The organism is Desmospora profundinema (genome assembly GCF_031454155.1).
Lineage (GTDB): Bacteria > Bacillota > Bacilli > Thermoactinomycetales > DSM-45169 > Desmospora > Desmospora profundinema.
This window is the reverse complement of sequence record NZ_JAVDQG010000010.1, coordinates 54,151-78,509: the sequence shown is the minus strand read 5'-3', so window position 1 is coordinate 78,509 and position 24,359 is coordinate 54,151. Positions and strand designations below refer to the sequence as shown.

Genomic DNA, 24,359 nt, shown 5'->3' with positions numbered 1-24,359 from the left:
GGACGGGTTTGCTCAACTTGTCACGGTTTATGATGATTGCTTGCTTGAGCGAAATGCTATCCTTCAGGATAATAGATTTGTATCGATGGTTTCTTCTAAAAACAGAAGTCGTCCAACCGAAAGAAGACCACACCGATCATCCCGACCGGATGAGGGGAGGAACCGTTTGTGCTTCGTTGGATGTTTCGTTTGTTGTTGCTGGGAGCGGCGGGGCTCGCGATTTATTGGGTATACGATATGAGTCAGGGAACCGAGATTCCCGATATGAACGTACCGGGAGACTTGGCGGCCGCTTATGCCGAGGCAGAAGCGGAGGTTGGCGTGCCTTGGCCTTATTTAGCGGCCTGGCATGAGAACGGTGACGGATATGAGAGCTTGGACCGGCGTCAAATCCTCGCTTCCGCAGAGGAAATGCGTAAAGCCGCTGGTAAGGGGCGGCTGACAGATCGGGATGCGGAACGGGCCCTGCACTCCCTGATCCCGGAGGCGGATGCGGAGCAGGTGATCGCATTGGCACGATCCTACCGCTGGGCGGCGTCTCCCCTGGCGGAATCCTATCTATTTCCCTTCGACGCCGACCAAAACGTCGATTATGGCGACACATGGGGAGACAGCCGCACCTACGGCGGCAGTCGGCCCCACGAAGGGACCGATCTGTTTGCTGCCAAAGGCACTCCGATTCGATCCGTTTCAGATGGACGGATCGTGTCCAAAGGGTGGAACGAGTTGGGGGGATGGCGTCTGACCATCATGGATGATGAATATCCGCAGATCTCCTTTTATTATGCGCATCTGGAGCGGTACGCCGAAGAGATTCAAACGGGCACCAAGGTGAAAAAGGGACAGATCATCGGTTATGTGGGGGACAGCGGATACGGGCCGGAAGGCACCACAGGACAGTTCGCTCCTCATCTCCACTTCGGTGTCTATGTCCGGGAAAGCACGTGGTCCCCGATGCGGGAAGCGATCAACCCCTATGCTTTCTTGAGGGCCTGGGAAGCAGCTCAAGCGGATGGGAAAGAGGGCTGACGATGCAAGTGCTCCTTTTTTAACATGGATGTATTTTCTTGGAGGGAGGCTTGGTTTTCCGGCGAAGTGACTGGCTACGCATTGGAACGGAGGCGGAAAACCAAGCCGACTGACACCTTAACGTAAAGCGAGAAGAAAAACGGAGCGGGGTATCTGGATGGTGGTGCTAAAATTCGAAGAAAGCGCGAAAGGACTGGGAACGGAGTGTGAAGGGTTTGGGTAAGAAAAGAGGGTGGCTTGCACTCGTATTGGTGCTCGTTTTGTGGAATGTCACCGGCTGTGAAGCGTCCGAAGTGGAGGATCTATGGAATGCGGTGTTGGAAGTCCTCGAGGAGGAATCTGAAATCACCGCAACTGAAACACCTGAGGCATATGATCTGACGCTTACCTTTCCGACGGATCGCTACCCGGAGACGGCAAGCCATATTGCGGATGCCATCTCCAAGGGGCATTCGGAGGTTTGCACCATCGACCGGGACGGTTCCGACCGCAGAAGGGAATTATCCCTGGCCAACATTCCGACTAAATCGGGATTCGACCGGGATGAATGGCCGATGGCCATGTGTGAGGAAGGCGGCGAAGGAGCCAGTGTCCGTTATATCGACCCTTCCGACAACCGGGGAGCGGGATCGTGGGTGGGAAACCAGCTGCGGGAACATCCCGACGGCACCCGGGTGAAGTTTGTCGTTCCTTGAGACTCCACACGCCTGAAGGCATGGGATTTCCCACAGGGGGACTTCCTTCAGTCGCTTGGGTAGTTAGCGCCCTCAGTCCATTTCTGTTTCGGACAACTCCCAAGTTCAGGGGTGCGCCCATCGGAAGTGCCCTTGGGGTATCTCATCAGCCCGTCCCATGCAGTTCTACGACTAAGCCGCATGTACCCGCATGGGCGGCGTACCTGTTACCAGTACGCTAGTTCCTTTCACTCACTCTTATGGTTTTACCCAGCGGGAGAGACTCGTTCGCCGCTGGAACCCCATACCATAACGTTTTCAAGGAACAACCCACTATGAGTGGGATGAGCACCGCTCATACGTTCGATTGTACTACGAATGGGTTGCTCTTGCCACCCCCTAAAGGGGGATCCGAGCAACGCCGTCTTTCATCCACGATTAAAACCGTGGGCTTTCAGACGGCAGTTCCTGTAAATCCGGATGGAAAAGCCGGTGTCGATTCACCGGCTTTTTGCCGTTTACTCCTAAATCCTACCGAGAAAGCAGGGTGAATTTACTCTCTAATTACAGGTTATTGGGTAAAAAAACAGGATATAAGTCAACGGTTTTCGGGAAAATGAAGCAATGGTTTCGATTTCTCGTCGACTAATAACCACCGGATTATCCCAGTAATATACACTGAATACTGAATTAAACGGATATTTAATCCTAAGTATTGCTTTATAATGGGACTAATACATCGTTAAATGGAACTAACTATATAATTTTTCTAATTAATTATCTGAATTGGAAGGGTATTGAGATATAAGCGAGAATATTATTTTTGTTAAAAAAATACCCGTTTAGGAGTGGTTTTTATCAAACGTGCACTAACGTTGTTGACGGCGTTTGTATGGACTCTGGCCATGGTGATTCCGTTCACACTCCCTGTACAGGCTGCCGAAATCCAAATGGATGCCCACTCGAATGAGATCATTGTGAAATTCGAGGATGACATGGGGATCAGTGCAGCCGCCTTCTCCCATCAATCGTTGGGTTCCAAGGTGATTTCCAAAAATACCGAAGCCGGCTTTCAGGTGGTACAGGTGAAGGGTCAATCGGTGGAGGAAGCGCTGGAAACGTACAATGCTCATCCCAAAGTGGAATACGCGGAACCCAATATCCGCTTTTACGCCTCGGATACACCCGATGATCCAGACTTTTCTAAACAATGGGGGCTGGAAACGATCCAAGCGACAAAGGCCTGGGAGGTAACGAAAGGAAAAAATGATGCCAAGATCGCTGTGGTGGATACGGGGGTGGACTACAACCATCCGGACTTGAAAGGGAAAGTGATCCAGGGAGGCGATTTCATAGACAATGACGAGGATCCCATGGATGAAAACGGACACGGCACTCATGTGGCCGGGATTGCCGCGGCCCATACCGACAATGGAATTGGGATTGCCGGGACGGCTCCCGATGTGAGCATCTATGCGGTCCGGGTCCTGGATGCAAACGGAGCGGGAAGTCTGGAAGCGGTGGCCAACGGCATCCGTGATGCCGCTGACGCCGGTGCCGAAGTGATCAATCTAAGCCTGGGTTCAACGCAAGGGGCTCAAACCTTGGAGGAAGCAGTAAACTATGCCCGGGACAAAGGTTCCCTGGTTTTAGCCGCAGCGGGTAATGATGGTGCCTCCACTCCTTCCTATCCCGCTTTTTATGAAAATGTAATTGCCGTTGCGTCCACTACATCCGATGACACGAAATCTGACTTTTCCAACCATGGTGACTGGGTGGACATTGCGGCTCCCGGAACCGACATCTACTCCACTGTGCCGGATGGCGGATATGAAAACTTCAGCGGTACTTCCATGGCTACCCCCTTTGCGGCGGGTGTAGCCGGACTGCTGGCTTCTCAGGGGCGCGACGCTTCAGAAATCGAAACAGCCCTCTTTGAAACTGCGGAGTCCATCGATGGTACGGGCACCTATTGGCAGCATGGTCGTATTGATGCCGCAGCGGCGGTAAATCACTAGATGACAACGGATTCGTACACAAATCCCCCCCCTTGAGCAGGCAGAATGAGTTCCTGTGATCGTAAGGAGGGCTTTGAGGGGATGGACCCGTCCTCTGGCGCATGTTTCCTTTCCTTGTGGACAAAATGAGAAAGGATGGCAGCGTGAAGGAGGGCCAGGATATGAACCGAACCGATGTACCCGCCCATTTGGGCCAAAAGATGACGGAAATGGCGGTTTCCTGCGGGAAGCGGTTTCAGGGTTACCCGGAGGAAGTGGCCACCATTGCCGCTTTTGTGGAAGCGGAAATGAAGGGACAGGAGTTGCCGGGAGCGGGCCGCGACCGGGACGCGTTTCTCGCGTCAACGTTTGAACGGCTTTACCCCAAGATGTTGCAGTCGGAAGCTTGCCGACAGGCGGTTCAGACCATGATGCAGGACCAGGCGGGAGAGAAAGCGTTCGCTCATCATGATGAAGACCCCCATTACACCATTGATCAGAAGTTGGCCGATACGTTGTATGTAACCGGCAGTGCCCTGATGGGTTCCATCCTGATGGTGACATCCGGCGAAAGCGGCGGTTCGATCGAGGAGAGGATGGAACACTGACTTTCTCTTTAGTCATAACGGAAAAAGAAGCTTTGAAGGGTTCTTCCGTCCGATTTACAATGGCGGGGGAACCTTTTTATTAAAAACGAAAACCCCGGAACAACGATCCCGGGATTTTCGGATATGGAGCTACTTGGGTTCGGTGGCCGCCAATTCGGCGCGTTGTTGATACTGAAACCAGCAATCATTCAAAATGCGGATCTGTCTCCGGTCTTTTCCCTGGAACGCGTGTTGCAATTGCCTGCGCAACCAGTAGGGCATAAAGGATGCCTCCCCATAGACAGTTGTCATCTGTAAAAAGCTTATGAAAGAAGGCGTTGTGACGTGAACCCCAAACTTCTTTTTGATGATGAATTGCAGCGACGGGTGGAGACGATTTCCCGCCGGGACTTCGGCAAGCCCTTCCGCCACCGGGCCTGCTTCAACCCGCGGTTGCGCACCACCGGGGGGCGCTACTTCCTCTCCGATCACCGCATTGAGATCAATCCCCGCCATTGGCTGGAATGCGGAGCAGAGGTGGTGGACGGCATCATCCGCCATGAGTTGTGCCATTACCATCTTCATCTGGAGAAGAGGGGATACCGCCATGGCGATCGGGAGTTTAAGGAGTTGTTGGCTCATGTGAAGGGTCTGCGTCATGCTCCCGTTCTCCCTGGATCCGGCAAGCGCTCCGTCCGTTGGCTTTTGGTCTGTCAGCATTGCGGGCATGAATATCCGCGCAGGAAGCGGATGGATCCGGCCCGTTACCGCTGCGGCAAGTGCCGGGGTAGGTTGCGCTTGCGGGAAATAGCGGTATGCGACCACGATGACGGACCTTTCTGATGACACCACTCAAAAGGAGTGATCGATGGATGAGGACGGAGTCATGGATGGCTCTGTTTTTCTTTTGTCATCTCTCCATGGTTGAGCGGAAGGGATCCAATACCCGTTTCTCCGCTCGGTGTCTCCATCCTGGAATCCCGGCGTGTCCGCCAGACTCCGGTGCCTAGGAAAACCCCGCTCACGATTAAGAGGAAGCCCGCTGCCTGTGTCCACTGGATCGTTTCCCCCAACAGGAGGGCGGAGCCCACCAAGGCGAAAAATGGGGTCAGATTGTTGAAAAGGGCGGTTTGTCCGGGCCCCAGCTTATGAATGGCGGAATTGTACATCATATGACCCCAACCGGAGGCCACCACCCCGGAGAGGATCAAGACGGCCCATACCCACAAGGGGCCGTTCGCCATGATGGAGATGCCATCGGGAGAGACGAAGAGTCCGATCAGAAAAATGAGCACCGATCCGGCAAGAAACATCAGAGACGTTAATTGCTTAGTGTCGATGGTGTCCGTCGCTTTCTTGATGAGAATAAAACTAACCGCCTGGCTCAACATACATCCTGCGATCAAGAGATTCCCCCACCCAGAGGTGGAACTGTAGTCATCACCGCGAAAAACCACCAGGATCACCCCGGCCAATCCGAGCAGAATCCCACACAGACCGGTACCGGTTATTTTTTCCCGCAAAAACAAACAAGCGAGACTGGACGTCATCAGCGGGAGCAGAGCTAAAATCAACACGGCGCTGGTGGCGGTGGTAAGGGTCAGCCCCCATGCGAGGAGGGAGTGGTGACCTACTACACCGGTCAGAATGATACCGGCCGTCCACCCCCATTCCTTTGATGAGAGTGGTTTCCAGGAACCTTTCACCAGCATTAATGGCAACAGCGCCAGACCGGCTAAAAAGAGTCGAATCCCCTGCATCGGCAAGGGAGGAAAATAGAGAACCAGCCATTTCAAGGCGACGGCGTTTAACCCCCACACCATCATGTTAAACGTCATGAGAAAATAGAGACCAGCGTGATTGCGTGCCATGGGATTCGCCATCCTTTGCCCATCTTATTAGGGAATCGAAACAAAATGCGATATTCCCGATTGTATCTGTTTTGCGACGCGGAGGCAATGGGTAGAAAATGTAGACGGAACGTGTGCGGACATTCACTGGGACTTCCGTTACAATGAAGAAGAGAGGGGACAAGGAGGGTTAGCATGGACCTGAATCGATGGTTTGACAAAGGGATGACCGGCCAGGCCTACATCGACGGGATGGAGGTGAACCGGGAATCTCTCCTGACAATCTACGAATCGTTCCAGATTCGGGAGAAAAACCAGCCTTATTTTGAGGGGTTGGCAAACCGTCGCCTGCGGGGGATCGTTCTGACGGCGGATTGGTGCGGCGATGCCATGTTGTGCGTACCCATCCTCATGCGGATCGCCGAGGCGGCCGGAATGGAACTGCGTTATCTGATCCGCGATGACAATCTGGAACTGATGGACCGGTACTTAACCAATGGAAAATCGCGCTCCATCCCTATCTTTATATTCATCGACGACAAGGGGAACGAACAGATGGTATGGGGGCCGCGTGCACCGGTGGTACAGGCGGCGATCGATGAGTTGCGCACCCGACTGCCCTCTGAGGACAGCCCGGATTTCAAAGAAAAACAAAAGGAGCTGTATCGGGATTTCAAGCGGCATCTGTTAGAGAACCGGGGATGGTGGCAAGCGGTGGAACAGAGTGTAACAGAACGGTTTCAGGAGCGTTTGGGGTAACCCCATCGGGAAGGAGCGGTATCATGGGAAACAACATACGGGTGGGATTTATCGGGTTGGGTATCATGGGGCGTTCCATGTCCCGCAACCTTTATCGTGCCGGCTTTCCGGTAACGGTCTGGAACCGGACGCGATCCAAGATGGAAGAAGCGGCGGCATGGGGGGCGACCGTGGCGGGTTCTCCGCGGGAAGTGGCGTCAGAAAGTGACGTGGTGATCACCATTGTGGGGGATACGCCGGATGTGCGGCAAGTCGTGGAAGGGGAAGACGGGATTTTGGCCGCCGCCCATGAGGGGCTGGTTTGGATCGACATGAGCACCATTTCTCCCGATACAACCCGGCGACTGTCGGATGCGGCGGCGGAATGCGGTGTTCGGATGCTGGATGCTCCCGTCAGCGGGGGAGATATCGGGGCCCGGGAAGGTACGCTTTCCATTATGGTGGGTGGCGATGCGAATGTATTGCATGAAGTAGAACCGGTTCTGCAAGCGATGGGTTCCAACATCATTCACTGCGGTCCTGCCGGAGCCGGACAGACGGTAAAGGCTTGCAATCAGATCATGTGCGGCCTTAATCTGTTGGGAATGGCTGAAGCCCTTACCTTGGCGAAAAAAGCGGGAGTCGATCCGGATACCATGATTCAGGTGACCAGTCAGGGGGCGGCGGGTTCCTGGGCGCTGTCCAACTTGGCTCCCCGGGTGGTTCGGGGAGACTTGGATCCAGGATTTTCGGTCCAATTTCAACAAAAAGACTTGCGCATTGTGCTGGAGGAAGCGGAACGCCTCTGTTTGCCACTGGTGGGGACCGCCGCGGTCAACCAGCTGCTGCGCTCGGTGCAGGCCCACGAAGGGGACGAAGACGGTACCCAGGCCTTGATTACCGTGATGGAGCGTCTGGCCAATGTCAAGGTGACCCCGGTGACTTCCGGCACCGGATAGAAAATAAACCCAGCGGCCGCATGACGGACGCTGGGTTTATCCTTATCCCGCACGTCATCCCCCAATGTAGCGGGCCACGAGGGAACGGGCGGTGCTCGGGTTGTCGGTTCCCTGAACCAACACCCGGCCATCGGGGAAAATGACGAGCCGGTGCTGGTCATCCACCGAGAGGCGGAGCAAAAAACGATTCCGTTCCAGGGTTCCCAGCGGGGATAAACGATGTTCCAGCCGATCCAAATCCAGATCGGTGGCTGTCGATACCTGCACGGTGTTGCGCCCGCACAGGGAGACAGCGGAATCGGCGGGAGTGGACGGGTGAAGGTGCCGGTATTGCCGGTCAGCGCAGACAGGGCAGTCATCCCGCTTGCGCTGCGCCACTTGAAAAGCCCCGTCCCGGTTGTACCACAGTTCGAAATGGCGCAGACGGTCATCGAGGGCGGCGGTATCCCCCACCAATAATTTGAGGGCTTCCACCGCTTGATGGGCGGCAACCACCTGGACGATGGGTCCGATCACTCCGGCGGTATCACAGGTTTCCGTCGTTCCCGGTGTCGGTGTTTCGGGGAAGAGACAGGCGAGGCAGGGGGTGATTCCGGGTCGAATGGTGAAGGTCATGCCTCTGGAACTGACTGCCCCGCCGTAAATCCATGGAATGCCGTGCTTAAGGGCGACATCGTTGACCAAGTATCGGACGGAGAAATTATCGCTTCCATCCAGGATCAGGTCCACCCCTGTCAGTAAATCTTCGGCATTGCGCCATGTCAGGTCGGCTACATGGGCCTCCACTTCGGCGGCGGAATGGATTTGCTGCAGGTGATCGCGGGCAGCGATCGCTTTGGGCAGGGACTGACGGGCGTCCTCTTCCGTGTAGAGCATCTGCCGTTGCAGATTGCTCTTCTCCACGAAGTCGCGGTCAATCAGGCGTATGAATCCGACCCCCGCCCGCACCAGATGATGGGCGAGGGCGGTGCCCAAAGCCCCCATACCGACGACAGCCACTCTGGAACGATTTAGTGCGGCCTGCCCTTCTTCTCCGATTGGGGAAAACAGTATTTGTCTGGAAAAGCGCTCATCTTTGATAGACAGGAGTGACTCCTCCTTTCAGGGAAGGATCAGGAAGGATCCGCAGGTTTGCGGGGATCCCATGTGCCGGTTTGGGAACCCTGCCACTGGGTACCGTCTTCCCAGATTTCTTTTTTCCAGATGGGAACCGATTCTTTCAGGCGTTCAATCGCGTAACGGCCGGCTTCGAATGATTCCGGGCGATGAGGGGAAGCGACGGCGATCAGGACGCTGATTTCCTCGGGCTCAAGCTTTCCCACCCGATGGACCATGGCAACGCGAACCCCGGGCCATTGTTGATGGATTTCTTGCGCGATTGCTTTCATTTCCCGGATCGCCATGGGGGCGTATGCCTCATATTCCAGATGAACCGTTCGCCGCCCATCGGTGAACTCCCGTACCGTACCGGCAAACGTGAGCACGGCTCCAGCTTGCGGATTGGATACTTGGGCGATCAGGCGGTCGGCGGACAGAGGTTCCTCCGTGATCGCGAACAGGGAGGGCTCGTCCGTTTCCCCTCCGCTTACCGGAGGGATCAAGGCGATCTCATCACCGGGGTGAATCGTTTCGTCCGGATCGGCGTATTCCTGGTTCCGGGCGATGACGGCAAAACGGATCTGCTCGGCGGCTTTGGGATATTCTTCTTCGAGGCGGTGCACCAAGTCGCGCACGGATGCATTCGGGGGCAGTTGCAGGGTGATCGAACGTTGACCGATGGTTTCAGCTACTGCCGCAAACAATAAAATTCGTATCTCCATGGTTTCGGCACCCGAAGGGCCAACCTCCTTTCATTTCTCTCTATTGTGAACCACTTCACACGGGGTTGGCAAGAACCGTCGAATCCGAAACATGGTGAAGCTCAAACCCGTTAACCAAAGCTGGTTGGGCAATATACCGTTGGGTGAGGAGGACGGATCGGATTGGGAAAAGAGCGGGAAATCACCTATTTTTTGTTCGACTTGATCGTGGGACATATGGAACGGATTCCGGAAGGGCAGCGCATGATCCAACGGATCGAAGTGAACGGGGAGGGGCTGGATTTTACCCTCCGGGAGGGCGGGCACTATCGAATGGAGGTCAAAAAGCAGCCGGAAAATGAGATCGCGGCGGCAAAAGACGGGGAGGGAGCGGCTTTGCGAGGCTCGAAATACGGGGCAGAGGAAGAGCGGGTAACGATTCCGTTGGAAGATTGGGAAAAATTGGTACAGGCCTGTGAGTCGCTGTTGGAGTTGTTGGAGTACGACCAGAGAAAAATGGACGATTTACGGCAAGCGTTCCCTCAATTTCCTTGGGAGGAACGGAAACAGATGATGGACGGGATGACAGAACAACTGCGTTCCACTCTGGAACGGATTCTCTCGGTTACAGAAGAAGACCCGTCCTGAAGCGGACGGGGAAAAACCCAGCCATTCGGGTTCCCGGATGGCTGGGTTTTTAGGTGGGAACCCGTATGGACTTCCCGACTCATCCCGGGTGGGATCCATGACGGTTCGGTGCCTCCTGACTCAGTTCCCGCATATGTCGGGTGAGCACCTTTCTTTCCTCCGGGTTGCCCACCGTTACGCGGAGGCAGCGATCGAGAGGGGCGATGCCGGGGACACGGATGAATACACCCCGCTTTTGCAGCGAATGCAGCCACCAGCGTGCCGTTTCCGCACTGCCTGTGTCGATGGCGACAAAATTGGTGGCGGAGGGAAGAGGCGTATAGCCCAATTCCCGTGCCAGCCGATAGTAATCCGCTTTTCCCTGATTGACGGCGGCCACCACATGGCGGAGGAAATCCGGATCTTTCAAGGAAGCGAAGGCCGCTTGCTGTGCGGCTCGGGTTACCCCGAAATGGTTCCGGATTTTATCAAAGCCGGCGATCATGTCACGGTGGGCGATGGCGTAACCAACCCGGGCACCCGCCAATCCGTGGGCTTTGGAAAAGGTACGGGTGCGGATGATGCCGGGGTCGGCTGTATCCAGCGGCAACCGATCATCTTCCGGAGCGAATTCCACATACGCCTCATCCAACACCAGGACACAATCAGAGGGCAACCGCCGCCTGAACTCCTGGAGTTCGTTCCGTTTCAGAAAGGTGCCGGTGGGGTTGTCAGGATTGGCGAGATAGACGAGACGGGAGCCGGTCTCCTGGACTTTTTGTGCCAAATTGCCCCAATCATTGCGAAAATCGCAGTAGGGGACCAGGTGTGGGAGACCGCCAAAGCCGTGCACATGGTAATGAAAGGTAGGATAACTCCCGAGAGAGGCGGTTACCCCGTCACCTGGGTTTAAAAATAGGCGGGTGATCCAACCCAATATCTCATCGATCCCGGCTCCGACGGCGATGGATTCTGCGGGAACCGAATGCAGTCGAGACAACTCTCTCCGCAAATCGTGGTGGGTGGCGTCCCCGTACCAATGAGCTTCACCGACGGTGTCCAAGAGCGCCTGTCGGGCCAGGGGGGACATCCCGAAAGAACTCTCATTGGCTCCCAGCCGAAGTTGAAAGCGGCCGCCCATCTGCCGTTCCGTCTCCTCTGGGGGGACAAACGGAACGGATCGAGGGAGCGATTCTGCCAGGTTGGAAAAAGGTGGTCGGTGGCTCATCCATCTCCTCTCCTTCCGCTTGAGTGGGGGACAAGTGTCGGGTTCATATGCATAAAGCGGTCACCTCCGGGATCCAATTGCGTTACACACACTGTATCAGAAGTTGGGTTCCGTTTCGACGGTTTTCCTCAATCGGCTCGACAAGCGACAAGGAGCGATGCTATCCTGATAAGAAGGAAACTATCGGAATCATGCAACGTTTGCTTCGGAAGGAGGAAAGAGGATGGAAAGAGCTCGGATGGCGGCAGTGAATGAAGCCAGGGAAATACTGTTAGAGTCAGCACCTCCCCGACCAAAAGTGGAGCGAATCGCGACACGGAAGGCTCGGGGCCGGATCACAGCAGAGCCGGTTCGGGCCCGATTGTCGATGCCCTCTTATCCTGCTTCTGCTATGGATGGAATTGCTGTCCGCTCCGGAAGGACTCAGACAGCAACCCCGGAAACCCCCGTCTCTCTGATAGAAGGGACCGACTTTGTATGGATCAATACCGGTGATCCTCTTCCTGAGTGGACGGATGCCGTCATTATGGTGGAACGGGTACACATTCGGGGAGAGAGGGAGGTGGCCGTTACCGATCCGGCTATTCCTTTTCAACATGTGAGGCAGATCGGGGAGGATGTGGCGGCGGGAGAAACCCTGTTGATGGCCCGAGTACGGATCCGACCGGTGGATCAGGCGTCACTCCTCGCCGGAGGTGTCCGGGAGGTGCCGGTACTGACTCGTCCCCGCGTCACCATCATTCCCACGGGTAAGGAACTGGTGCCGCCTGAAATAGATCCAGCGCGGGGGGAAATCATTGAATTCAACAGCACCCTGTTGGCGGAAACACTGCAGGAGTGGGGAGCAGAAACTCGTCATGGGGGTATCGTGCCCGATGACCCTGATCAGATTCGCCGCGCAGTGGAGACGGCTCTGGAATGGTCGGACCTGGTGATTGTCAACGCCGGTTCCTCCAAGGGGAGCCAGGACTTCGTCCCTGCTGTCTTGCAAAAGATGGGGCATCTGTTGGTTCACGGAGTGGCCGCCCGGCCGGGTAAACCGACGGCGCTGGCTGTCGTGGAGGGAAAACCGGTACTGGGATTGCCGGGGTATCCCGTCTCCGCCCACCTCAGTCTGGAATGGTTTGCCAAACCTTGGATGGAAGCTTGGCAAGGACAGGAAACACCGTCAGGGGAATCGATTACCGCTCGATTGGCAGAGCCGGTGAAAACCCGTGTGGGTGCCGAAGACCACCTACGCGTTCGAGTCGTGGCGACCCCGGATGGCGGATGGGAAGCACTTCCACTGTTTCGTGGAGCCGGTGCCACCTTTTCACTATCGCAGGCGGACGGATGGCTGCGGGTACCGGCGGAAACGGGAGAATGGAAACGAGGACATGAAGTTTCGGTCCGGTTGTCCCGCCCGTCATCCGTCATACGGCGCCGGCTTTGGATCGCCGGTGGGGATGACCCTGCATTGGACGTGTTAGTCTCTGCATGGTCGGAAGCTATCGGGCGACCGGTCGCACGCCAAGCGACCGGAGAGCAAGAGGCTGTAAACCGTTGGCGAAACGGGCTTTGTGTTGGAATCGTGCTGGAAACCGACGCCGGGGGACCCTGCCCTGCCCTTCCTGACGGCTGGGATGACCAGCCGGCCACAGTCGTTCCGCTGGGTGAACGGGAGTGGGGATGGTGGGTACAGAAGGGTAATCCACACGGGATCACCGGTGTGTCCGATTGGAGGAGGTCCGACCTGCGTTGGATTCTTCCGCCACGGGGTTATGGGAGCCGCTTGTTCTTGGAGAGGCTGGCCGCCCGTGCGGGGATCCCGGTACCGGATGCATGTTGCGAGATCGCGTCTTGCCTGAAAGCGGCCGCTGCCGTCAGTGGAGGGACGGCCCACGCCGCATGGGGGATCCGGACCGACCTGCCGCCCTCGGATTGTTGGTTTCTGCCGGATACACGCCGGAGTTTATACCTGCTGCTGTCCCCCGCTGTTGCAAAGGCGACAGAAGGACAAGTGTTGCTGGCATTGTTGCGGGATGAAAAGGTTCGGACCGCGTTGATGAATGAAGGATTGGAACTATCCATGACAGCGGGGAGGGATTAGATGGAAGCTCGCACCAAAAGGGCGGACCGATTGGGACGTCCGATGCGGGATCTTCGTATTTCCGTCACGGATCGTTGCAATTTCCGCTGTCAATACTGCATGCCTGCAGAAGTATTTGGTCCGGATTACCCGTTTTTACCCCGGTCCGAGTTGTTAACCTTTGAGGAAATCGTCCGCCTGGTTCGATTGTTTGCCGGTTTCGGCGTAAAAAAAGTGAGATTAACCGGCGGTGAACCATTGTTGCGAAAGGACTTGCCTGCCTTGATTCGGATGGTGTCGCGTGTTCCGGGAGTGGATGATATCGCCCTGACCACCAACGCATCCTTATTGGCCGGTTCTGTCGAAGAACTGGTCGATGCAGGCTTGAATCGGGTGAATGTCAGCCTGGATGCACTCGATTCGGATGTCTTCGCCCGTATGAGCGGAGGCAGAGGGAAAGTAAAAAGCGTGCTGGCGGGGATTGATGCCGCTGCGGCTGCAGGGTTGCCGGTTAAAGTGAACATGGTGGTACAAAAGGGTGTCAATGATGGCGAAATTCTCCCCATGGCCCGTCATTTTAAGGAAAAGGGAATTCCACTCCGATTCATCGAATTTATGGATGTGGGGAACACCAACGGTTGGAAGCTGGATCAGGTCGTCTCCAAACAGGAGATCCTGGAGAAGATCGGGAGCGAGATGCCTTTGGAGCCCTTGGAACCGGCTTATCACGGGGAAGTGGCGGATCGATACCGCTATCGGGACAACGGCATAGAAGTGGGAGTGATTTCCTCAGTGACGGCTCCTTTTTGCGGCAGCTGTACCCGTGCCCGACTCTCCGCCGAGGGGAAGTTGTATACGTGCCTGTTTGCCTCCCGGGGAACCGATTTTCGAACCCCGCTTCGTGACGGGGTTGGGGATGACGAATTGATTCGATTGATCGACCGGGTGTGGTCCCGTCGCTCGGACCGGTATTCGGAAGAGCGTTCGTCGGGAACCGCTGGAGGACGAGACAAGGTGGAGATGTCTTACATCGGCGGTTGACTTCGGGGGTAAACAGACAAGGAGGAGAATCGATGGATGGTCCATCCTTTACTCATATGAATGAACAAGGAAGGGCGCAAATGGTAGACGTCTCCGGAAAGCCCGTCACCTCCCGCAAGGCGGTGGCCCAAGCCCGTATACGGATGGAGCCTGCTACTCTCCAGCGCATTCGCGAAGGAAGAATGGCCAAGGGAGATGTATTGGCAGTCGCTCAGGTGGCCGGGATCATGGCGGCGAAGAAAACGGCGGAATTAATCCCCATGTGCCACCCGGTCCCGCTTAATGGCGCCAACATATCTTTCGGATTCGACGGGGATGATGTCTTGGTGGTGGAAGCAGAAGTAAAGACCGATCATGTGACCGGGGTGGAGATGGAGGCGTTTACGGCTGTCAGTATGGCAGCTTTGACCGTCTACGACATGTGCAAAGCGATGGATCGGTCGATGGTGGTGGAAGAAACACTCCTCGTTCACAAGAGCGGTGGGAAAAGCGGTGATTTTCATCGTGCAGAACGCCCTCTTCTCAATGAAAAAGAATCATAAACACGTAAAACCATCTAAGCACATAACTGGTGTGCAGATGGTTTTATTTTGCCAATAAAATTCATTTTGCTCACTGAGCTATTTTTAAATATTCGGTTTGATTGGCAGGGTTTTTAGAAAAAACCATAGAATTATTACTTGAAGAAGGGCGCTATGAAAAGGAAGGGGTGTGAGAGTGTTGGGTGATCCTATACGGGTGTGGGTGTTGGATCCCGTGGAGCCCATGGTGCGCGGTGTCGCTTGGATGTTGCAGCAAGAAGATCAGGTCCAGGTAGAGGAAACGCTGTGGAAACCGGATCAACTGGAACAATTGTTGATCCGGCGCGTCCCGCTTCCTGATGTGATCGTTTTCGGCTGTGTGAGGGGACGGGAAATCATGGAATGGCCGGAACTGTCACACCTTCCGGTGCCGGTTGTCGTGGCATCGGAAGAGATGGATCGCGTTGCAGGGTGGATTCATTTGCTGAGTGGAAGAGCGTGGGCACTGACTGTGCGTGGACGGGCGTCTGAGTTGTTGCTCGCTTTATGGACGGTGAGTCGGGGTGGTTGTTATATCAGTCCGGCTTTTGCCGACGAGATTCAACAGGCGATCCAAACCCGTCTGTGGGAACGCTCCCCCTCGGTGCCGACCCTTACCCCGATGGAAAAACAAGTGGTGATGGAATTGGTCAAGGACCGGACGAACCAGGAGATTGCCAATGTTTTGGGGATCAGCAGGCGGACGGTTGATTCTCATATCGCATCGGCGATTCGGAAGTGGGAAGTCAACTCTCGGGTGGGATTGGCTGTACGAGCGGTGGAAGAGGGGTGGTTATTGGCGGACCGAAAGGTGAAAAAAGCGACAATCCGCAAGATTACGGTTTAATTTTTTGTAATCTTGCGGATTCGGTATGTCCATGTGGACAGCCGCTTAGAATACCCCTATGGATCCCAATCTTGGTGGTGGGTGGACTAAACAATAGACAGCAACCACCATGTTGTATGCTTGATCCATTTATTCCTGGCTCTCCTCATGGGGAGCATTTTATTGTTTTCCGGGAGGAGAACCTTTCCTGTATTTGAGGAAAAAAGTTCTGTCCCTTTATCCATAAAAACCATTGACGAGTTGAGACAACCTGTGCTAAGCTGTTAAAGCGCTCGAGAGAGACTGGTTTTTGCGAGGCACCACAAAAAGTGTCGTAAAAAACCTCTTGCAAACGGATCCTCAATCATTTATAATAAATGATGTCGCTTTTGAAACGGTCCTCCGTAGCTCAATGGTAGAGCGTCCGGCTGTTAACCGGTAGGTTGCAGGTTCGAGTCCTGCCGGAGGAGCCAACATGCGGAGAGATACTCAAGAGGCCGAAGAGGACGGTTTGCTAAACCGTTAGGGGGTCTTATGGCCCCGCGCGGGTTCGAATCCCGCTCTCTCCGCCATTTGTATTCCCTTGGGAAGTGGAACTAGGCCCGTTGGTGAAGCGGTTAACACACCAGCCTTTCACGCTGGCATGCAGGGGTTCGAATCCCCTACGGGTCACCAAAAGGACGGTTAGCTCAGCGGGAGAGCACCTGCTTCACACGCAGGGGGTCGGCGGTTCGATCCCGTCACCGTCCACCATAACGCGGAGCTGTGGTGAAGTTGGAGTTCACGCCGGCCTGTCACGCCGGAGGTCGCGGGTTCGAGTCCCGTCAGCTCCGCCATTTATTTATGGCGGCCATGGCGAAGTGGTTAACGCACCGGATTGTGGCTCCGGCATTCGTGGGTTCGATTCCCACTGGTCGCCCCATTATTATTCACCCATTTGATATTCGCCCATTCAAAAAGGATGGGGAGTAGCCAAGTGGTAAGGCAGCGGACTTTGACTCCGTCATGCGCAGGTTCGAATCCTGCCTCCCCAGCCATTACCATGAGCCATTAGCTCAGTTGGCAGAGCACCTGACTTTTAATCAGGGTGTCCCAGGTTCGAGTCCTGGATGGCTCACCAAAATCGTGCTTCTTAAAAAAGGGGTAGCCAAGGCAATCAGCCTTGATGCAAGCCGCTTTTTTTATTTATGATGAAATGATTGGTTCGTAAAAGGGTCGACAAGTGAGGGCGATCCGTTATATTGCGGTAATGATTGTCAACCAAATTTGATATCAATAAATTACTTTTTACCGCTTGACTACATCCGCACACCGTGTTATGATGTTTCTTGTCGACGCGAGGCGCACTCTTCACCGGCCTAGCGCATAGCCATCGGCAATCCTTCCGGTAAGTCGAGCAAATGGAATGCGTATCACCGAAAAAGATGCGTTGCATAACCGCTGGAAACAGCGTCAATAAGCGGGTGTGGCGGAATTGGCAGACGCACTAGACTTAGGATCTAGCGCCTCTGGCGTGGGGGTTCGAGTCCCTCCACCCGCACCAACGTCAAGGTGACATGCGGTCGTGGTGGAATAGGCAGACACGCTATCTTGAGGGGGTAGTGGCCGCAAGGCCGTGCGAGTTCGAGTCTCGCCGACCGCACCACTTTCATTAGTGACGACGGGTTTTCAATCCATTCCGGGGTGTGGCTCAGCTTGGCAGAGCGCCTCGTTCGGGACGAGGAGGTCGCAGGTTCAAATCCTGTCACCCCGACCATTATCCACGTATTATGCGGGTGTAGTTCAGTGGTAGAACATCGGCCTTCCAAGCCGAATGCGAGGGTTCGATTCCCTTCACCCGCTCCAAACAGACCGCAGCTGACCGCTGCGGTCTTTCTGTATGGATCATTTTTTCTGGGGGGAGATAAGGTGGATGAATTCACATTGATTCGCCGTCTGCTGCAACACCGCATCACCGATCCCGTCGATCCGCGGGTGGAGGTGGATGCCGGCGATGATGCAGCGGTACTGCGTGGCCGCAAGGGGATGTCCACTGTGGTTACCTGTGATACGATGGTGGAAACGATCCACTTTCTTCCGAATACGATGGATCCTTTCTCCATCGGATGGAAATGCTTGACTTCCAATATCAGTGATATTGCCGCTATGGGAGGGATTCCATCTTACACGTTCGTATCGTTGGCGGTGGCGGATCACTGGAAACCGTCTGCTTTGGAAAGCCTCTACCAGGGGATGAAAGCCCTGGCGGAACACTATGGAGTCCGTTTGATCGGCGGCGACACCGTGCGATCTCCCCACCACTTGGTGGTAACCCTCACTTTGATGGGAGAAGTGGAAGAGGGAAGGGCTCTGCTTCGCTCTTCGGCACAACCGGGGGATATCTTTTTTGTCACCGGACCATTGGGGGCGTCCGCCGCCGGGCTTCACTTGTTGTTGCAATCGGATCAAGACGGTTTGAGCGGTGATTACCCCGGTTTGATCGAGGCCCATCAACGTCCGCATCCCCAGGTGGATGCAGGGCGGTGGCTACTCACAAGCGAAGCGAGGATCGCCTTGAATGATATCAGTGACGGACTGGCCCAGGAAGCTTATGACATTGCTGCGGCCAGCGGTGTGACGGTAGTCCTGGATGGGGCACGCCTTCCGCTTGATGATTCCATACGGTCCTACGCCCGGGAGGTAACACACGATCCTGTGGATTGGGCTCTTTATGGCGGAGAGGATTTCCAATTGGCGGGAACCGTTTCCCGGCGGGAATGGGAACGGGTTTGCCGTGGTGCCCAAGACCGTGGAATCCGTTTAATCCCCGTCGGATGGGTGGAAGAGGGGAAGCCAAGGGTAGACTATGTGGACGGAGAAGAGCGGAGGGAGTTGACCCGACGCGGTTTTAACCACTTTCGAAAAGGGTGATGAGACATGTGCACCTCTCAAGCGGAGTGGGTGACACACAGCCCGGAAGAGACAAAAGCGTTGGCTGCCCGGTTGGCCGCTCGTTTGTGTGTGGGGGATGTTCTCACCCTGGAAGGGGATCTGGGAGCAGGAAAAACCACGTTTTCTCAAGGGTTGGCCCGTGGTTTGGGGATTGCAGATCCGATTGACAGCCCTACTTTTACGCTGATTAAAGAATATCATGAAGGACGGATTCCCCTATACCATATGGATGCGTATCGATTGGAAGGGGAGCCGGAAGAGCTGGGGTGGGACGAGTACTTTGAGGGGGCCGGGATCTGCTTGGTGGAATGGGCCAGTCGGATTGAGCATTGGCTGCCGGAGGGACGAATCGCAATCCTCATCCGTCGGTTGGATGAAAACAGCCGGCACATCCAGGTGAGGGTGCCCCCGGAGTTTGGGGAGCGCTTGTTGAAGGGGTTGTCTGTGACATGAAAATCCTGGCGTTGGATACATCCACCCTGGTATTGGGGGTAGCAGTACTTGATCATAACCGTTTGTTGGGACAGATCACAACCAATTTACATAAAAATCATTCCATCCGTCTGATGCCCACTGTTTCGCTGTTATTGCGGGAACTGGACCTGGAACCGAAAGACATGGACGCCATCGCTGTCGCTGAGGGTCCCGGGTCCTACACCGGGGTACGCATCGGTTTCACCACTGCCAAGACAATGGCTTGGAGTTTGGATGTTCCGTTGGTTCCGGTTTCCAGTCTGGCGGCGTTGGCGATGAACGGCAAGCGCTTTCCCGGAGGGGTGATTCCCCTGTTTGACGCCCGTCGCAACCGTGTTTACACCGGGTGGTTCCGGGGAGAAAACGGTCGGGTTGTTTCCATCGTTCCAGAGCGGGTGATTGCTGTCGATCATTGGTTGGACACACTAAAAGGGCAAGGGCCATTCCTGTTTTTGGGGGATGATGCAGGCTCTTTTCGTTCCCAGATTGAGGAGCGGCTGGGAGAGGAAGCCGTGTTTGGAAGCCCCGCGGAAAACACGGTGCAAGCGGCTCACTTGGGCTGGTTGGCTAAGGAGCGAATCCGTTTGGAAGAACAGGAGGAGGCCATGGATGCCGCTCCCAATTACCTGCAGTTGACCGAAGCCGAAACCAAATGGTTAAAAACCCGCCAGAACGGAGTGAAGCCCGATGGTCCGACCGGGTGTTAGCTTCCGTGCGATGACGGTTGCGGATATTCCCGATGTGATTCGGGTGGAGCAGGCTTCCTTTACCACTCCATGGACCCGCCAAGCATTTTACAACGAACTGGCTTACAATCAATTCGCCCATTATATTGTGGTTGTAAAGGATGAACAGGTGGTCGGTTATTCCGGGATGTGGCTCATCATCAATGAAGCCCATATCACCAACATCGCCATCCACCCGGATTACCGGGGTCAGGGGTACGGGGAACAAACGATGAATCACATGATGAAGCTGGCCGAACAACAGGGGGCGGACAGCATGACGCTGGAAGTTCGGGTGTCCAATCACATTGCACAACGCTTATACCGGAAAAAAGGGTTTGAATCGACCGGGCTCAGGCCCCGCTATTATACGGATAATCAGGAAGACGCGATTATTATGTGGGCCCGACTGAACGGAGGAAGCGATGAAAGAACAACGATGCTGGATACTGGGAATTGAAACGAGCTGCGATGAAACTTCCGCTGCCGTGGTGGAAGATGGACACCGTCTGCTGTCCAATGTGATCTCTTCTCAAGTGAAGGTGCACCAGCGGTTTGGGGGAGTGGTACCTGAAGTGGCTTCCCGCCGTCATGTGGAACGGATCACCTGGATTATACAAGAGGCACTCGATCGAGCCAGGGTACGGCAACAGGACTTGTCCGCAGTCGCGGTCACCCAGGGGCCGGGCTTGGTGGGTGCCCTCTTGATCGGAGTGGCTGCGGCCAAATCCCTTTCCTTTTCACAGGGGATTCCGTTGGTGGGAGTCCATCACATCGCCGGGCATATCTATGCCAGCCACTTGGTAAAACCCTTGTCCTTTCCCCTGATTGCGCTGGTGGTGTCGGGTGGTCATACCGAATTGATCCATATGGAGGCACACAATCGCTTTGAGCGGTTGGGACGGACGCGGGATGACGCGGCGGGGGAGGCCTTCGACAAAGTGGCTCGGGTGCTGGAGCTCCCCTATCCCGGTGGCCCCCAGATTGAAGCCTTGGCGAGAAAAGGACGGCCGGTGATCGACTTTCCCCGTGCCTGGCTGGAACCGGACTCGCTCGACTTTAGCTTCAGCGGGTTGAAATCGGCAGTAATCAACTGGCTTCATCGCGCACGGCAACAGGGGCGGCAGATCAATCGGGCGGACCTGGCCGCCAGTTTTCAGGCGGCGGTGCAGGACGTGTTGGTGGAAAAAGCCATTCGTGCCGCCAGACAAACAGGGGTGTCCAATCTGGTTCTGGCGGGAGGGGTTTCTGCCAACACCCCTTTGCGGGAAGCCTTGACACAGCGGTGTCATCAGGAGGGGATCGATCTGCGTATTCCCCCTTTGGAGCTTTGTACCGACAATGCTGCCATGATTGCCGCGGCAGGAACCTATCGTTTTAAAGACGGGATACGGGACAATCTGGATATGAATGCAGAACCCAACCTGCCGCTGGCAAGATAAATAGGGCTGTGGATAAGCTGTTGACAAATTAGTCAACAGCTTTTTTGTAACAGGTTAAAATCCTCATTTGTAGACAGAAATTGTGGATAAATCGTTTCACAGCGATCTCTCGATACTGTGGATAAGTGTTTTGAACATCGAGGGATCAATCGCCATTCTGTGTATAAACTTGTGGATAAGATGTGGGAACGATGTGGAAAGAGATTGGGCATACTCCACTCTTCTTCGGTCAACCTATAGAAAAGCAGGCGGAACGGGGGAGAGTGTGGTGAACGTGTGGCGTATAGGATGGGTTTGGCTGGTGATTGGAATCGTATTGATCGGGTGTGTTCCATCTGCGGGGAGGGGGAGTGTCTCTGCAGTGGATGAGGAAAATCCACCGGTCCGTCAAGTGTGGGTTTTCAGCGTATATGGGTTATCTCTGGATGACATCCAAAAGAGTGAAACCCCCCATCTGCGTCGGTTAGTGAAAGAATCGGCGATTGGAGCGATGAGTGTAAAAACCGGGGGAAAGGAGGTCGCTTCCAATCGTTATGCCACCCTGGGGGCGGGAACGCGGGCAGTGGCCCCTCCAGAGGAAACGTTTTTCCATACCGATGAACGGATCCGGATGCTCAACCAGTCTGCATCGGTGACGGCCGGGACTCTGTATAAACAGTGGATGGGTCATTCTCCCCCTGCCGATTCGGTCATTTATCCCGGGATTATGGCGTATATCCTGGAAAACGAAACCATCCCCTACACCGTTGCTCCAGGCGCTTTGGGAGAAGCGTTGAGAAAGGCGGGCAAGCATGCGGTTGTGCTGGGGAATCTGGACGAAGGGGAGTATCCGGTCCGTTGGGCCCCTTTTTTTACGATGGACCGGCGAGGGATCACACCGGAGGGGAGTATTGGTCCGGAGACGCTGGATGTTGATCCAAATCGGCCATACGGAGTGAAGACACGGTATCCTTACCTGAAGGAGCGACTTTTCTCGTGGAAGCGCCCGGGACTCGCTTTGGTGGAATTGGGCGATCTCTATCGGTTGGAGCAGCTGTCGCCTCATATGTCCCCTGAGCACCGGGAGACAGTGAAACGCCAAGTGTTAAAGGAGCTGGATCGCTTTGTGGGTGAAGGGATGGACCACCTTCGTCGCGATCAAATGCTGATGATACTCTCTCCCGGATGGGGAGTGGATGAGGAGTCCGCCATATCAGAGGGATTACTGCCGGTGATTCTTCACCGGAAAGGGGAGCCGCCGGGATTGTTGATGTCGACCACCACTCGTCGCACCGGGATCATCAGCAGTATGGATGTGGCCCCCACTGTTCTCAACCGGTTGGGAGTGGACATTCCTCCGGAAATGCTGGGGCAACCTATGAAAAGGGTGGACGGTTCGTTAACAACCTTTTGGAATTCGATAAACCGGGTGGAATCCATTTACCGCATGCGCCCCCCGGTTCTCTACTCCTATATCATTGTGCAGATGGCAGCCTTGGTTGTCGGATTGTCTCTGATTGTGAATCGTCGCGAAACAGCCGGCTCCTGGATGCAAATGATTTTGTTGGGTATCTTGCTGGCACCTTTTTTATTTTTACTCGTATCCGGTGCCACGGCCCGCTCTTTTTGGCTTTTGTCCGGCACCGTGTTGATCGTGGGCTGGTTGTTGGCGCTGTTGCTGGCACGGGCGAAAACCCTGCCGTTGCTGTTTTGGGTGGGGTTGATCGGGTTTTTGCCCGTTGTGGTGGACGGATTGTTGGGGGGGACATTGATCCAACAATCGTTTCTGGGATACGACCCGATCAAGGGTGCACGCTATTACGGCATTGGAAATGAATACATGGGAGTGGTGCTGGGTTCGTCCATCCTTACCTGTGCGGCATGGCTGGAATCGCGTAAGGTTCACTCCATGGGAGCGAGGTTGGGAGTGGGGGCTGTTTTCCTGGGGCTGATTCTGTTTTTTGCCGCCCCCTTTTGGGGGACCAATGCAGGAGGGGCACTCGCGGCGATGGTCGGTTTCGGGGTGGCTTATCTTCGCTTTTTCCGCTGGGGACCGATTCGGTGGTGGCATCTACTGGTTGCCCTGGTGATGGGGGTGGGTATGCTGTTCGCCATGAACGGATGGTTTCATGGGACGCAGCCTTCTCATATCGGGCGAGCATGGGCCACTTTGGCATCGGGAGATGTACAGACGATCGTGGATATTATTCGCCGTAAATTGGAAATGAATTGGCGCTTGATCCGTGTATCCTCTTGGGGAAAAGTGTTCCTCCTCTCGCTGTTTGCGATGGGGGTACTAGCCTTTCGTCCGGTTCGCGGTCTGCACTGGATGACGGAACGGTATCCGCAGCTGTTCAACGGTTTTACGGCGATTGTGGCTGGTGCATTGGCGGCTCTGGCCCTCAACGATTCAGGGATTGTTTCTGCTGCCACCGCGATTATGTATGTCGTGATGCCGGTCATGATCATCGGTTTCAGGGAATGGGTTTTTCATGGCGGTGTGCCCGAAGTGGAGATGGGGCGAACATCAAAAACCCGCTGAATGCTCAGCGGGTTTTTGATGGATGAAGCGGGGGAGAGGATTACTCCTCCTCTACGGGAATAGGCTTCAGCGATCCTTCGAACTCCTGTTCAAATTCCTTCTTATGTCGATCCTCCAGCTTCTGGGTGACAAACATCGAGATGCCGATCATGGCCACCGTGATGAAGGCGAGCAAAGTCAAAAGCCAACTCCAATTTTGCGTGATAAAATCCAATAGAATGGAACCTCCTTTATCATGACCCTTTTTTCTTTCTCTTGGATGGTTCACTATTATAGTAAACTA

Annotated in this window: 24 protein-coding genes and 12 tRNA genes; 30 read left to right on the top strand and 6 right to left on the bottom strand. The window is 55.0% G+C overall.

What is annotated here, in order from left to right:
• Positions 1-168 precede the first annotated feature (168 nt).
• The 4 genes from JOE21_RS17230 (at position 169) to JOE21_RS17215 (ending at position 4,308) form a co-directional block, all read left to right on the top strand.
• Complete coding sequence (locus tag JOE21_RS17230) at positions 169-1,029, top strand: M23 family metallopeptidase (protein WP_309868636.1); 861 nt, start codon at positions 169-171, stop codon at positions 1,027-1,029.
• A gap of 344 nt (positions 1,030-1,373) precedes the next feature.
• Positions 1,374-1,724, top strand: coding sequence for a NucA/NucB deoxyribonuclease domain-containing protein (locus JOE21_RS17225; protein WP_374709412.1), 351 nt, complete (start codon positions 1,374-1,376; stop codon positions 1,722-1,724).
• Positions 1,725-2,578: 854 nt separating this feature from the next.
• Positions 2,579-3,721: a S8 family peptidase gene (locus JOE21_RS17220; protein WP_309868633.1), complete on the top strand. Its 1,143-nt coding sequence runs from the start codon at positions 2,579-2,581 to the stop codon at positions 3,719-3,721.
• A gap of 161 nt (positions 3,722-3,882) precedes the next feature.
• Entirely contained in the window at positions 3,883-4,308 is a 426-nt protein-coding gene (locus JOE21_RS17215) for a hypothetical protein (protein ID WP_309868632.1), read from the top strand.
• A gap of 129 nt (positions 4,309-4,437) precedes the next feature.
• Here JOE21_RS17215 and cmpA read toward each other — a convergent pair whose 3' ends face one another.
• Positions 4,438-4,569 carry a cortex morphogenetic protein CmpA gene (cmpA, locus tag JOE21_RS17210; RefSeq protein WP_309868629.1) on the bottom strand — a complete coding sequence of 44 codons (132 nt, stop codon included), beginning with the start codon at positions 4,567-4,569 and terminating at the stop codon, positions 4,438-4,440.
• 63 nt (positions 4,570-4,632) lie between these two features.
• Here cmpA and JOE21_RS17205 point away from each other — a divergent pair, with 63 nt between their 5' ends.
• Entirely contained in the window at positions 4,633-5,130 is a 498-nt protein-coding gene (locus JOE21_RS17205; protein ID WP_309868627.1) for a SprT family protein, read from the top strand.
• A 41-nt stretch (positions 5,131-5,171) separates the two neighbouring features.
• Here JOE21_RS17205 and JOE21_RS17200 read toward each other — a convergent pair whose 3' ends face one another.
• Positions 5,172-6,158 (bottom strand): DMT family transporter, encoded by a 987-nt coding sequence (locus tag JOE21_RS17200; RefSeq protein WP_309868626.1) that lies wholly within the window; start codon positions 6,156-6,158, stop codon positions 5,172-5,174.
• Between the two features lie 174 nt (positions 6,159-6,332).
• On the opposite strand from JOE21_RS17200, the gene JOE21_RS17195 reads away from it, so the two are divergent.
• Entirely contained in the window at positions 6,333-6,896 is a 564-nt protein-coding gene (locus JOE21_RS17195) for a thioredoxin family protein (protein ID WP_309868625.1), read from the top strand.
• A 23-nt stretch (positions 6,897-6,919) separates the two neighbouring features.
• Positions 6,920-7,834 (top strand): NAD(P)-dependent oxidoreductase, encoded by a 915-nt coding sequence (locus tag JOE21_RS17190; protein ID WP_309868624.1) that lies wholly within the window; start codon positions 6,920-6,922, stop codon positions 7,832-7,834.
• Positions 7,835-7,888: 54 nt separating this feature from the next.
• Here the strand turns inward: JOE21_RS17190 and JOE21_RS17185 are convergent, their stop codons facing one another.
• The gene (locus tag JOE21_RS17185; RefSeq protein WP_309868727.1) at positions 7,889-8,914 is read right to left on the bottom strand and encodes a ThiF family adenylyltransferase; all 1,026 of its coding nucleotides are present in this window, start codon (positions 8,912-8,914) and stop codon (positions 7,889-7,891) included.
• A gap of 32 nt (positions 8,915-8,946) precedes the next feature.
• Entirely contained in the window at positions 8,947-9,654 is a 708-nt protein-coding gene (moaD, locus tag JOE21_RS17180) for a molybdopterin converting factor subunit 1 (RefSeq protein ID WP_309868623.1), read from the bottom strand.
• A gap of 162 nt (positions 9,655-9,816) precedes the next feature.
• On the opposite strand from moaD, the gene JOE21_RS17175 reads away from it, so the two are divergent.
• Positions 9,817-10,281: a hypothetical protein gene (locus JOE21_RS17175; RefSeq protein WP_309868622.1), complete on the top strand. Its 465-nt coding sequence runs from the start codon at positions 9,817-9,819 to the stop codon at positions 10,279-10,281.
• A 79-nt stretch (positions 10,282-10,360) separates the two neighbouring features.
• Here JOE21_RS17175 and JOE21_RS17170 read toward each other — a convergent pair whose 3' ends face one another.
• Positions 10,361-11,488, bottom strand: coding sequence for an aminotransferase class I/II-fold pyridoxal phosphate-dependent enzyme (locus tag JOE21_RS17170; protein ID WP_309868621.1), 1,128 nt, complete (start codon positions 11,486-11,488; stop codon positions 10,361-10,363).
• A 223-nt stretch (positions 11,489-11,711) separates the two neighbouring features.
• Between JOE21_RS17170 and JOE21_RS17165 the strand changes: the two genes are divergently transcribed.
• The 22 genes from JOE21_RS17165 to JOE21_RS17060 all read left to right on the top strand — a co-directional run bounded on the left by JOE21_RS17165 (position 11,712) and on the right by JOE21_RS17060 (position 24,076).
• Positions 11,712-13,577 (top strand): molybdenum cofactor synthesis domain-containing protein, encoded by a 1,866-nt coding sequence (locus JOE21_RS17165; RefSeq protein WP_309868620.1) that lies wholly within the window; start codon positions 11,712-11,714, stop codon positions 13,575-13,577.
• On the top strand, positions 13,578-14,597 hold the full coding sequence (moaA, locus tag JOE21_RS17160; protein WP_309868618.1) for a GTP 3',8-cyclase MoaA: 1,020 nt from the start codon (positions 13,578-13,580) through the stop codon (positions 14,595-14,597). It begins immediately after the preceding gene.
• Between the two features lie 32 nt (positions 14,598-14,629).
• Positions 14,630-15,139, top strand: a complete 510-nt coding sequence (gene moaC / locus JOE21_RS17155) for a cyclic pyranopterin monophosphate synthase MoaC (RefSeq protein WP_309868617.1) — start codon at positions 14,630-14,632, stop codon at positions 15,137-15,139.
• Between the two features lie 178 nt (positions 15,140-15,317).
• A complete protein-coding gene (locus JOE21_RS17150) occupies positions 15,318-16,004 on the top strand; it encodes a helix-turn-helix transcriptional regulator (protein ID WP_309868615.1) in 687 nt (228 codons plus the stop codon).
• A gap of 377 nt (positions 16,005-16,381) precedes the next feature.
• A tRNA-Asn gene (locus JOE21_RS17145) sits at positions 16,382-16,456 on the top strand.
• A gap of 6 nt (positions 16,457-16,462) precedes the next feature.
• A tRNA-Ser gene (locus JOE21_RS17140) sits at positions 16,463-16,555 on the top strand.
• A gap of 27 nt (positions 16,556-16,582) precedes the next feature.
• Positions 16,583-16,658: transfer RNA gene (locus tag JOE21_RS17135), tRNA-Glu, on the top strand.
• Positions 16,659-16,661: 3 nt separating this feature from the next.
• Positions 16,662-16,736: transfer RNA gene (locus JOE21_RS17130), tRNA-Val, on the top strand.
• Between the two features lie 6 nt (positions 16,737-16,742).
• Positions 16,743-16,819 (top strand) — tRNA-Asp (locus JOE21_RS17125).
• 10 nt (positions 16,820-16,829) lie between these two features.
• Positions 16,830-16,905 (top strand) — tRNA-His (locus tag JOE21_RS17120).
• A gap of 40 nt (positions 16,906-16,945) precedes the next feature.
• Positions 16,946-17,020: transfer RNA gene (locus JOE21_RS17115), tRNA-Gln, on the top strand.
• Between the two features lie 7 nt (positions 17,021-17,027).
• Positions 17,028-17,103 (top strand) — tRNA-Lys (locus JOE21_RS17110).
• 339 nt (positions 17,104-17,442) lie between these two features.
• Positions 17,443-17,526: transfer RNA gene (locus JOE21_RS17105), tRNA-Leu, on the top strand.
• A 15-nt stretch (positions 17,527-17,541) separates the two neighbouring features.
• A tRNA-Leu gene (locus tag JOE21_RS17100) sits at positions 17,542-17,628 on the top strand.
• A 34-nt stretch (positions 17,629-17,662) separates the two neighbouring features.
• Positions 17,663-17,739 (top strand) — tRNA-Pro (locus JOE21_RS17095).
• A gap of 15 nt (positions 17,740-17,754) precedes the next feature.
• Positions 17,755-17,828, top strand: a tRNA-Gly gene (locus tag JOE21_RS17090).
• 63 nt (positions 17,829-17,891) lie between these two features.
• Entirely contained in the window at positions 17,892-18,893 is a 1,002-nt protein-coding gene (thiL, locus tag JOE21_RS17085) for a thiamine-phosphate kinase (protein WP_309868613.1), read from the top strand.
• Between the two features lie 6 nt (positions 18,894-18,899).
• On the top strand, positions 18,900-19,367 hold the full coding sequence (tsaE, locus tag JOE21_RS17080) for a tRNA (adenosine(37)-N6)-threonylcarbamoyltransferase complex ATPase subunit type 1 TsaE (protein WP_309868611.1): 468 nt from the start codon (positions 18,900-18,902) through the stop codon (positions 19,365-19,367).
• The gene (gene tsaB, locus JOE21_RS17075; RefSeq protein WP_309868609.1) at positions 19,364-20,095 is read left to right on the top strand and encodes a tRNA (adenosine(37)-N6)-threonylcarbamoyltransferase complex dimerization subunit type 1 TsaB; all 732 of its coding nucleotides are present in this window, start codon (positions 19,364-19,366) and stop codon (positions 20,093-20,095) included. Before tsaE ends, tsaB begins: the two co-directional genes overlap by 4 nt.
• On the top strand, positions 20,076-20,573 hold the full coding sequence (gene rimI, locus JOE21_RS17070; RefSeq protein WP_309868607.1) for a ribosomal protein S18-alanine N-acetyltransferase: 498 nt from the start codon (positions 20,076-20,078) through the stop codon (positions 20,571-20,573). Before tsaB ends, rimI begins: the two co-directional genes overlap by 20 nt.
• The gene (gene tsaD, locus JOE21_RS17065; RefSeq protein ID WP_309868605.1) at positions 20,539-21,555 is read left to right on the top strand and encodes a tRNA (adenosine(37)-N6)-threonylcarbamoyltransferase complex transferase subunit TsaD; all 1,017 of its coding nucleotides are present in this window, start codon (positions 20,539-20,541) and stop codon (positions 21,553-21,555) included. The genes rimI and tsaD overlap by 35 nt, the downstream gene beginning before the upstream one ends.
• Positions 21,556-21,823: 268 nt before the next feature.
• A complete protein-coding gene (locus tag JOE21_RS17060) occupies positions 21,824-24,076 on the top strand; it encodes a hypothetical protein (RefSeq protein ID WP_309868603.1) in 2,253 nt (750 codons plus the stop codon).
• A 40-nt stretch (positions 24,077-24,116) separates the two neighbouring features.
• On the opposite strand, the gene JOE21_RS17055 is transcribed toward JOE21_RS17060, so the two are convergent.
• The gene (locus tag JOE21_RS17055; protein ID WP_309868602.1) at positions 24,117-24,290 is read right to left on the bottom strand and encodes a hypothetical protein; all 174 of its coding nucleotides are present in this window, start codon (positions 24,288-24,290) and stop codon (positions 24,117-24,119) included.
• Between the last annotated feature and the right edge of the window lie 69 nt (positions 24,291-24,359).

Bases quoted from the DNA above. Each gene is read 5' to 3' on its own strand.
- JOE21_RS17215 (WP_309868632.1), top strand. From the start codon at position 3,883: ATGAACCGAACCGATGTACCCGCCCATTTGGGCCAAAAGATGACGGAA.
- cmpA (WP_309868629.1), bottom strand. From the start codon at position 4,569: ATGCCCTACTGGTTGCGCAGGCAATTGCAACACGCGTTCCAGGGAAAA.
- JOE21_RS17200 (WP_309868626.1), bottom strand. From the start codon at position 6,158: ATGGCACGCAATCACGCTGGTCTCTATTTTCTCATGACGTTTAACATG.
- JOE21_RS17195 (WP_309868625.1), top strand. From the start codon at position 6,333: ATGGACCTGAATCGATGGTTTGACAAAGGGATGACCGGCCAGGCCTAC.
- JOE21_RS17190 (WP_309868624.1), top strand. From the start codon at position 6,920: ATGGGAAACAACATACGGGTGGGATTTATCGGGTTGGGTATCATGGGG.
- moaD (WP_309868623.1), bottom strand. From the start codon at position 9,654: ATGGAGATACGAATTTTATTGTTTGCGGCAGTAGCTGAAACCATCGGT.
- JOE21_RS17170 (WP_309868621.1), bottom strand. From the start codon at position 11,488: ATGAGCCACCGACCACCTTTTTCCAACCTGGCAGAATCGCTCCCTCGA.
- JOE21_RS17165 (WP_309868620.1), top strand. From the start codon at position 11,712: ATGGAAAGAGCTCGGATGGCGGCAGTGAATGAAGCCAGGGAAATACTG.
- moaA (WP_309868618.1), top strand. From the start codon at position 13,578: ATGGAAGCTCGCACCAAAAGGGCGGACCGATTGGGACGTCCGATGCGG.
- moaC (WP_309868617.1), top strand. From the start codon at position 14,630: ATGGATGGTCCATCCTTTACTCATATGAATGAACAAGGAAGGGCGCAA.
- tsaE (WP_309868611.1), top strand. From the start codon at position 18,900: ATGTGCACCTCTCAAGCGGAGTGGGTGACACACAGCCCGGAAGAGACA.
- tsaB (WP_309868609.1), top strand. From the start codon at position 19,364: ATGAAAATCCTGGCGTTGGATACATCCACCCTGGTATTGGGGGTAGCA.
- rimI (WP_309868607.1), top strand. From the start codon at position 20,076: ATGGTCCGACCGGGTGTTAGCTTCCGTGCGATGACGGTTGCGGATATT.
- tsaD (WP_309868605.1), top strand. From the start codon at position 20,539: ATGAAAGAACAACGATGCTGGATACTGGGAATTGAAACGAGCTGCGAT.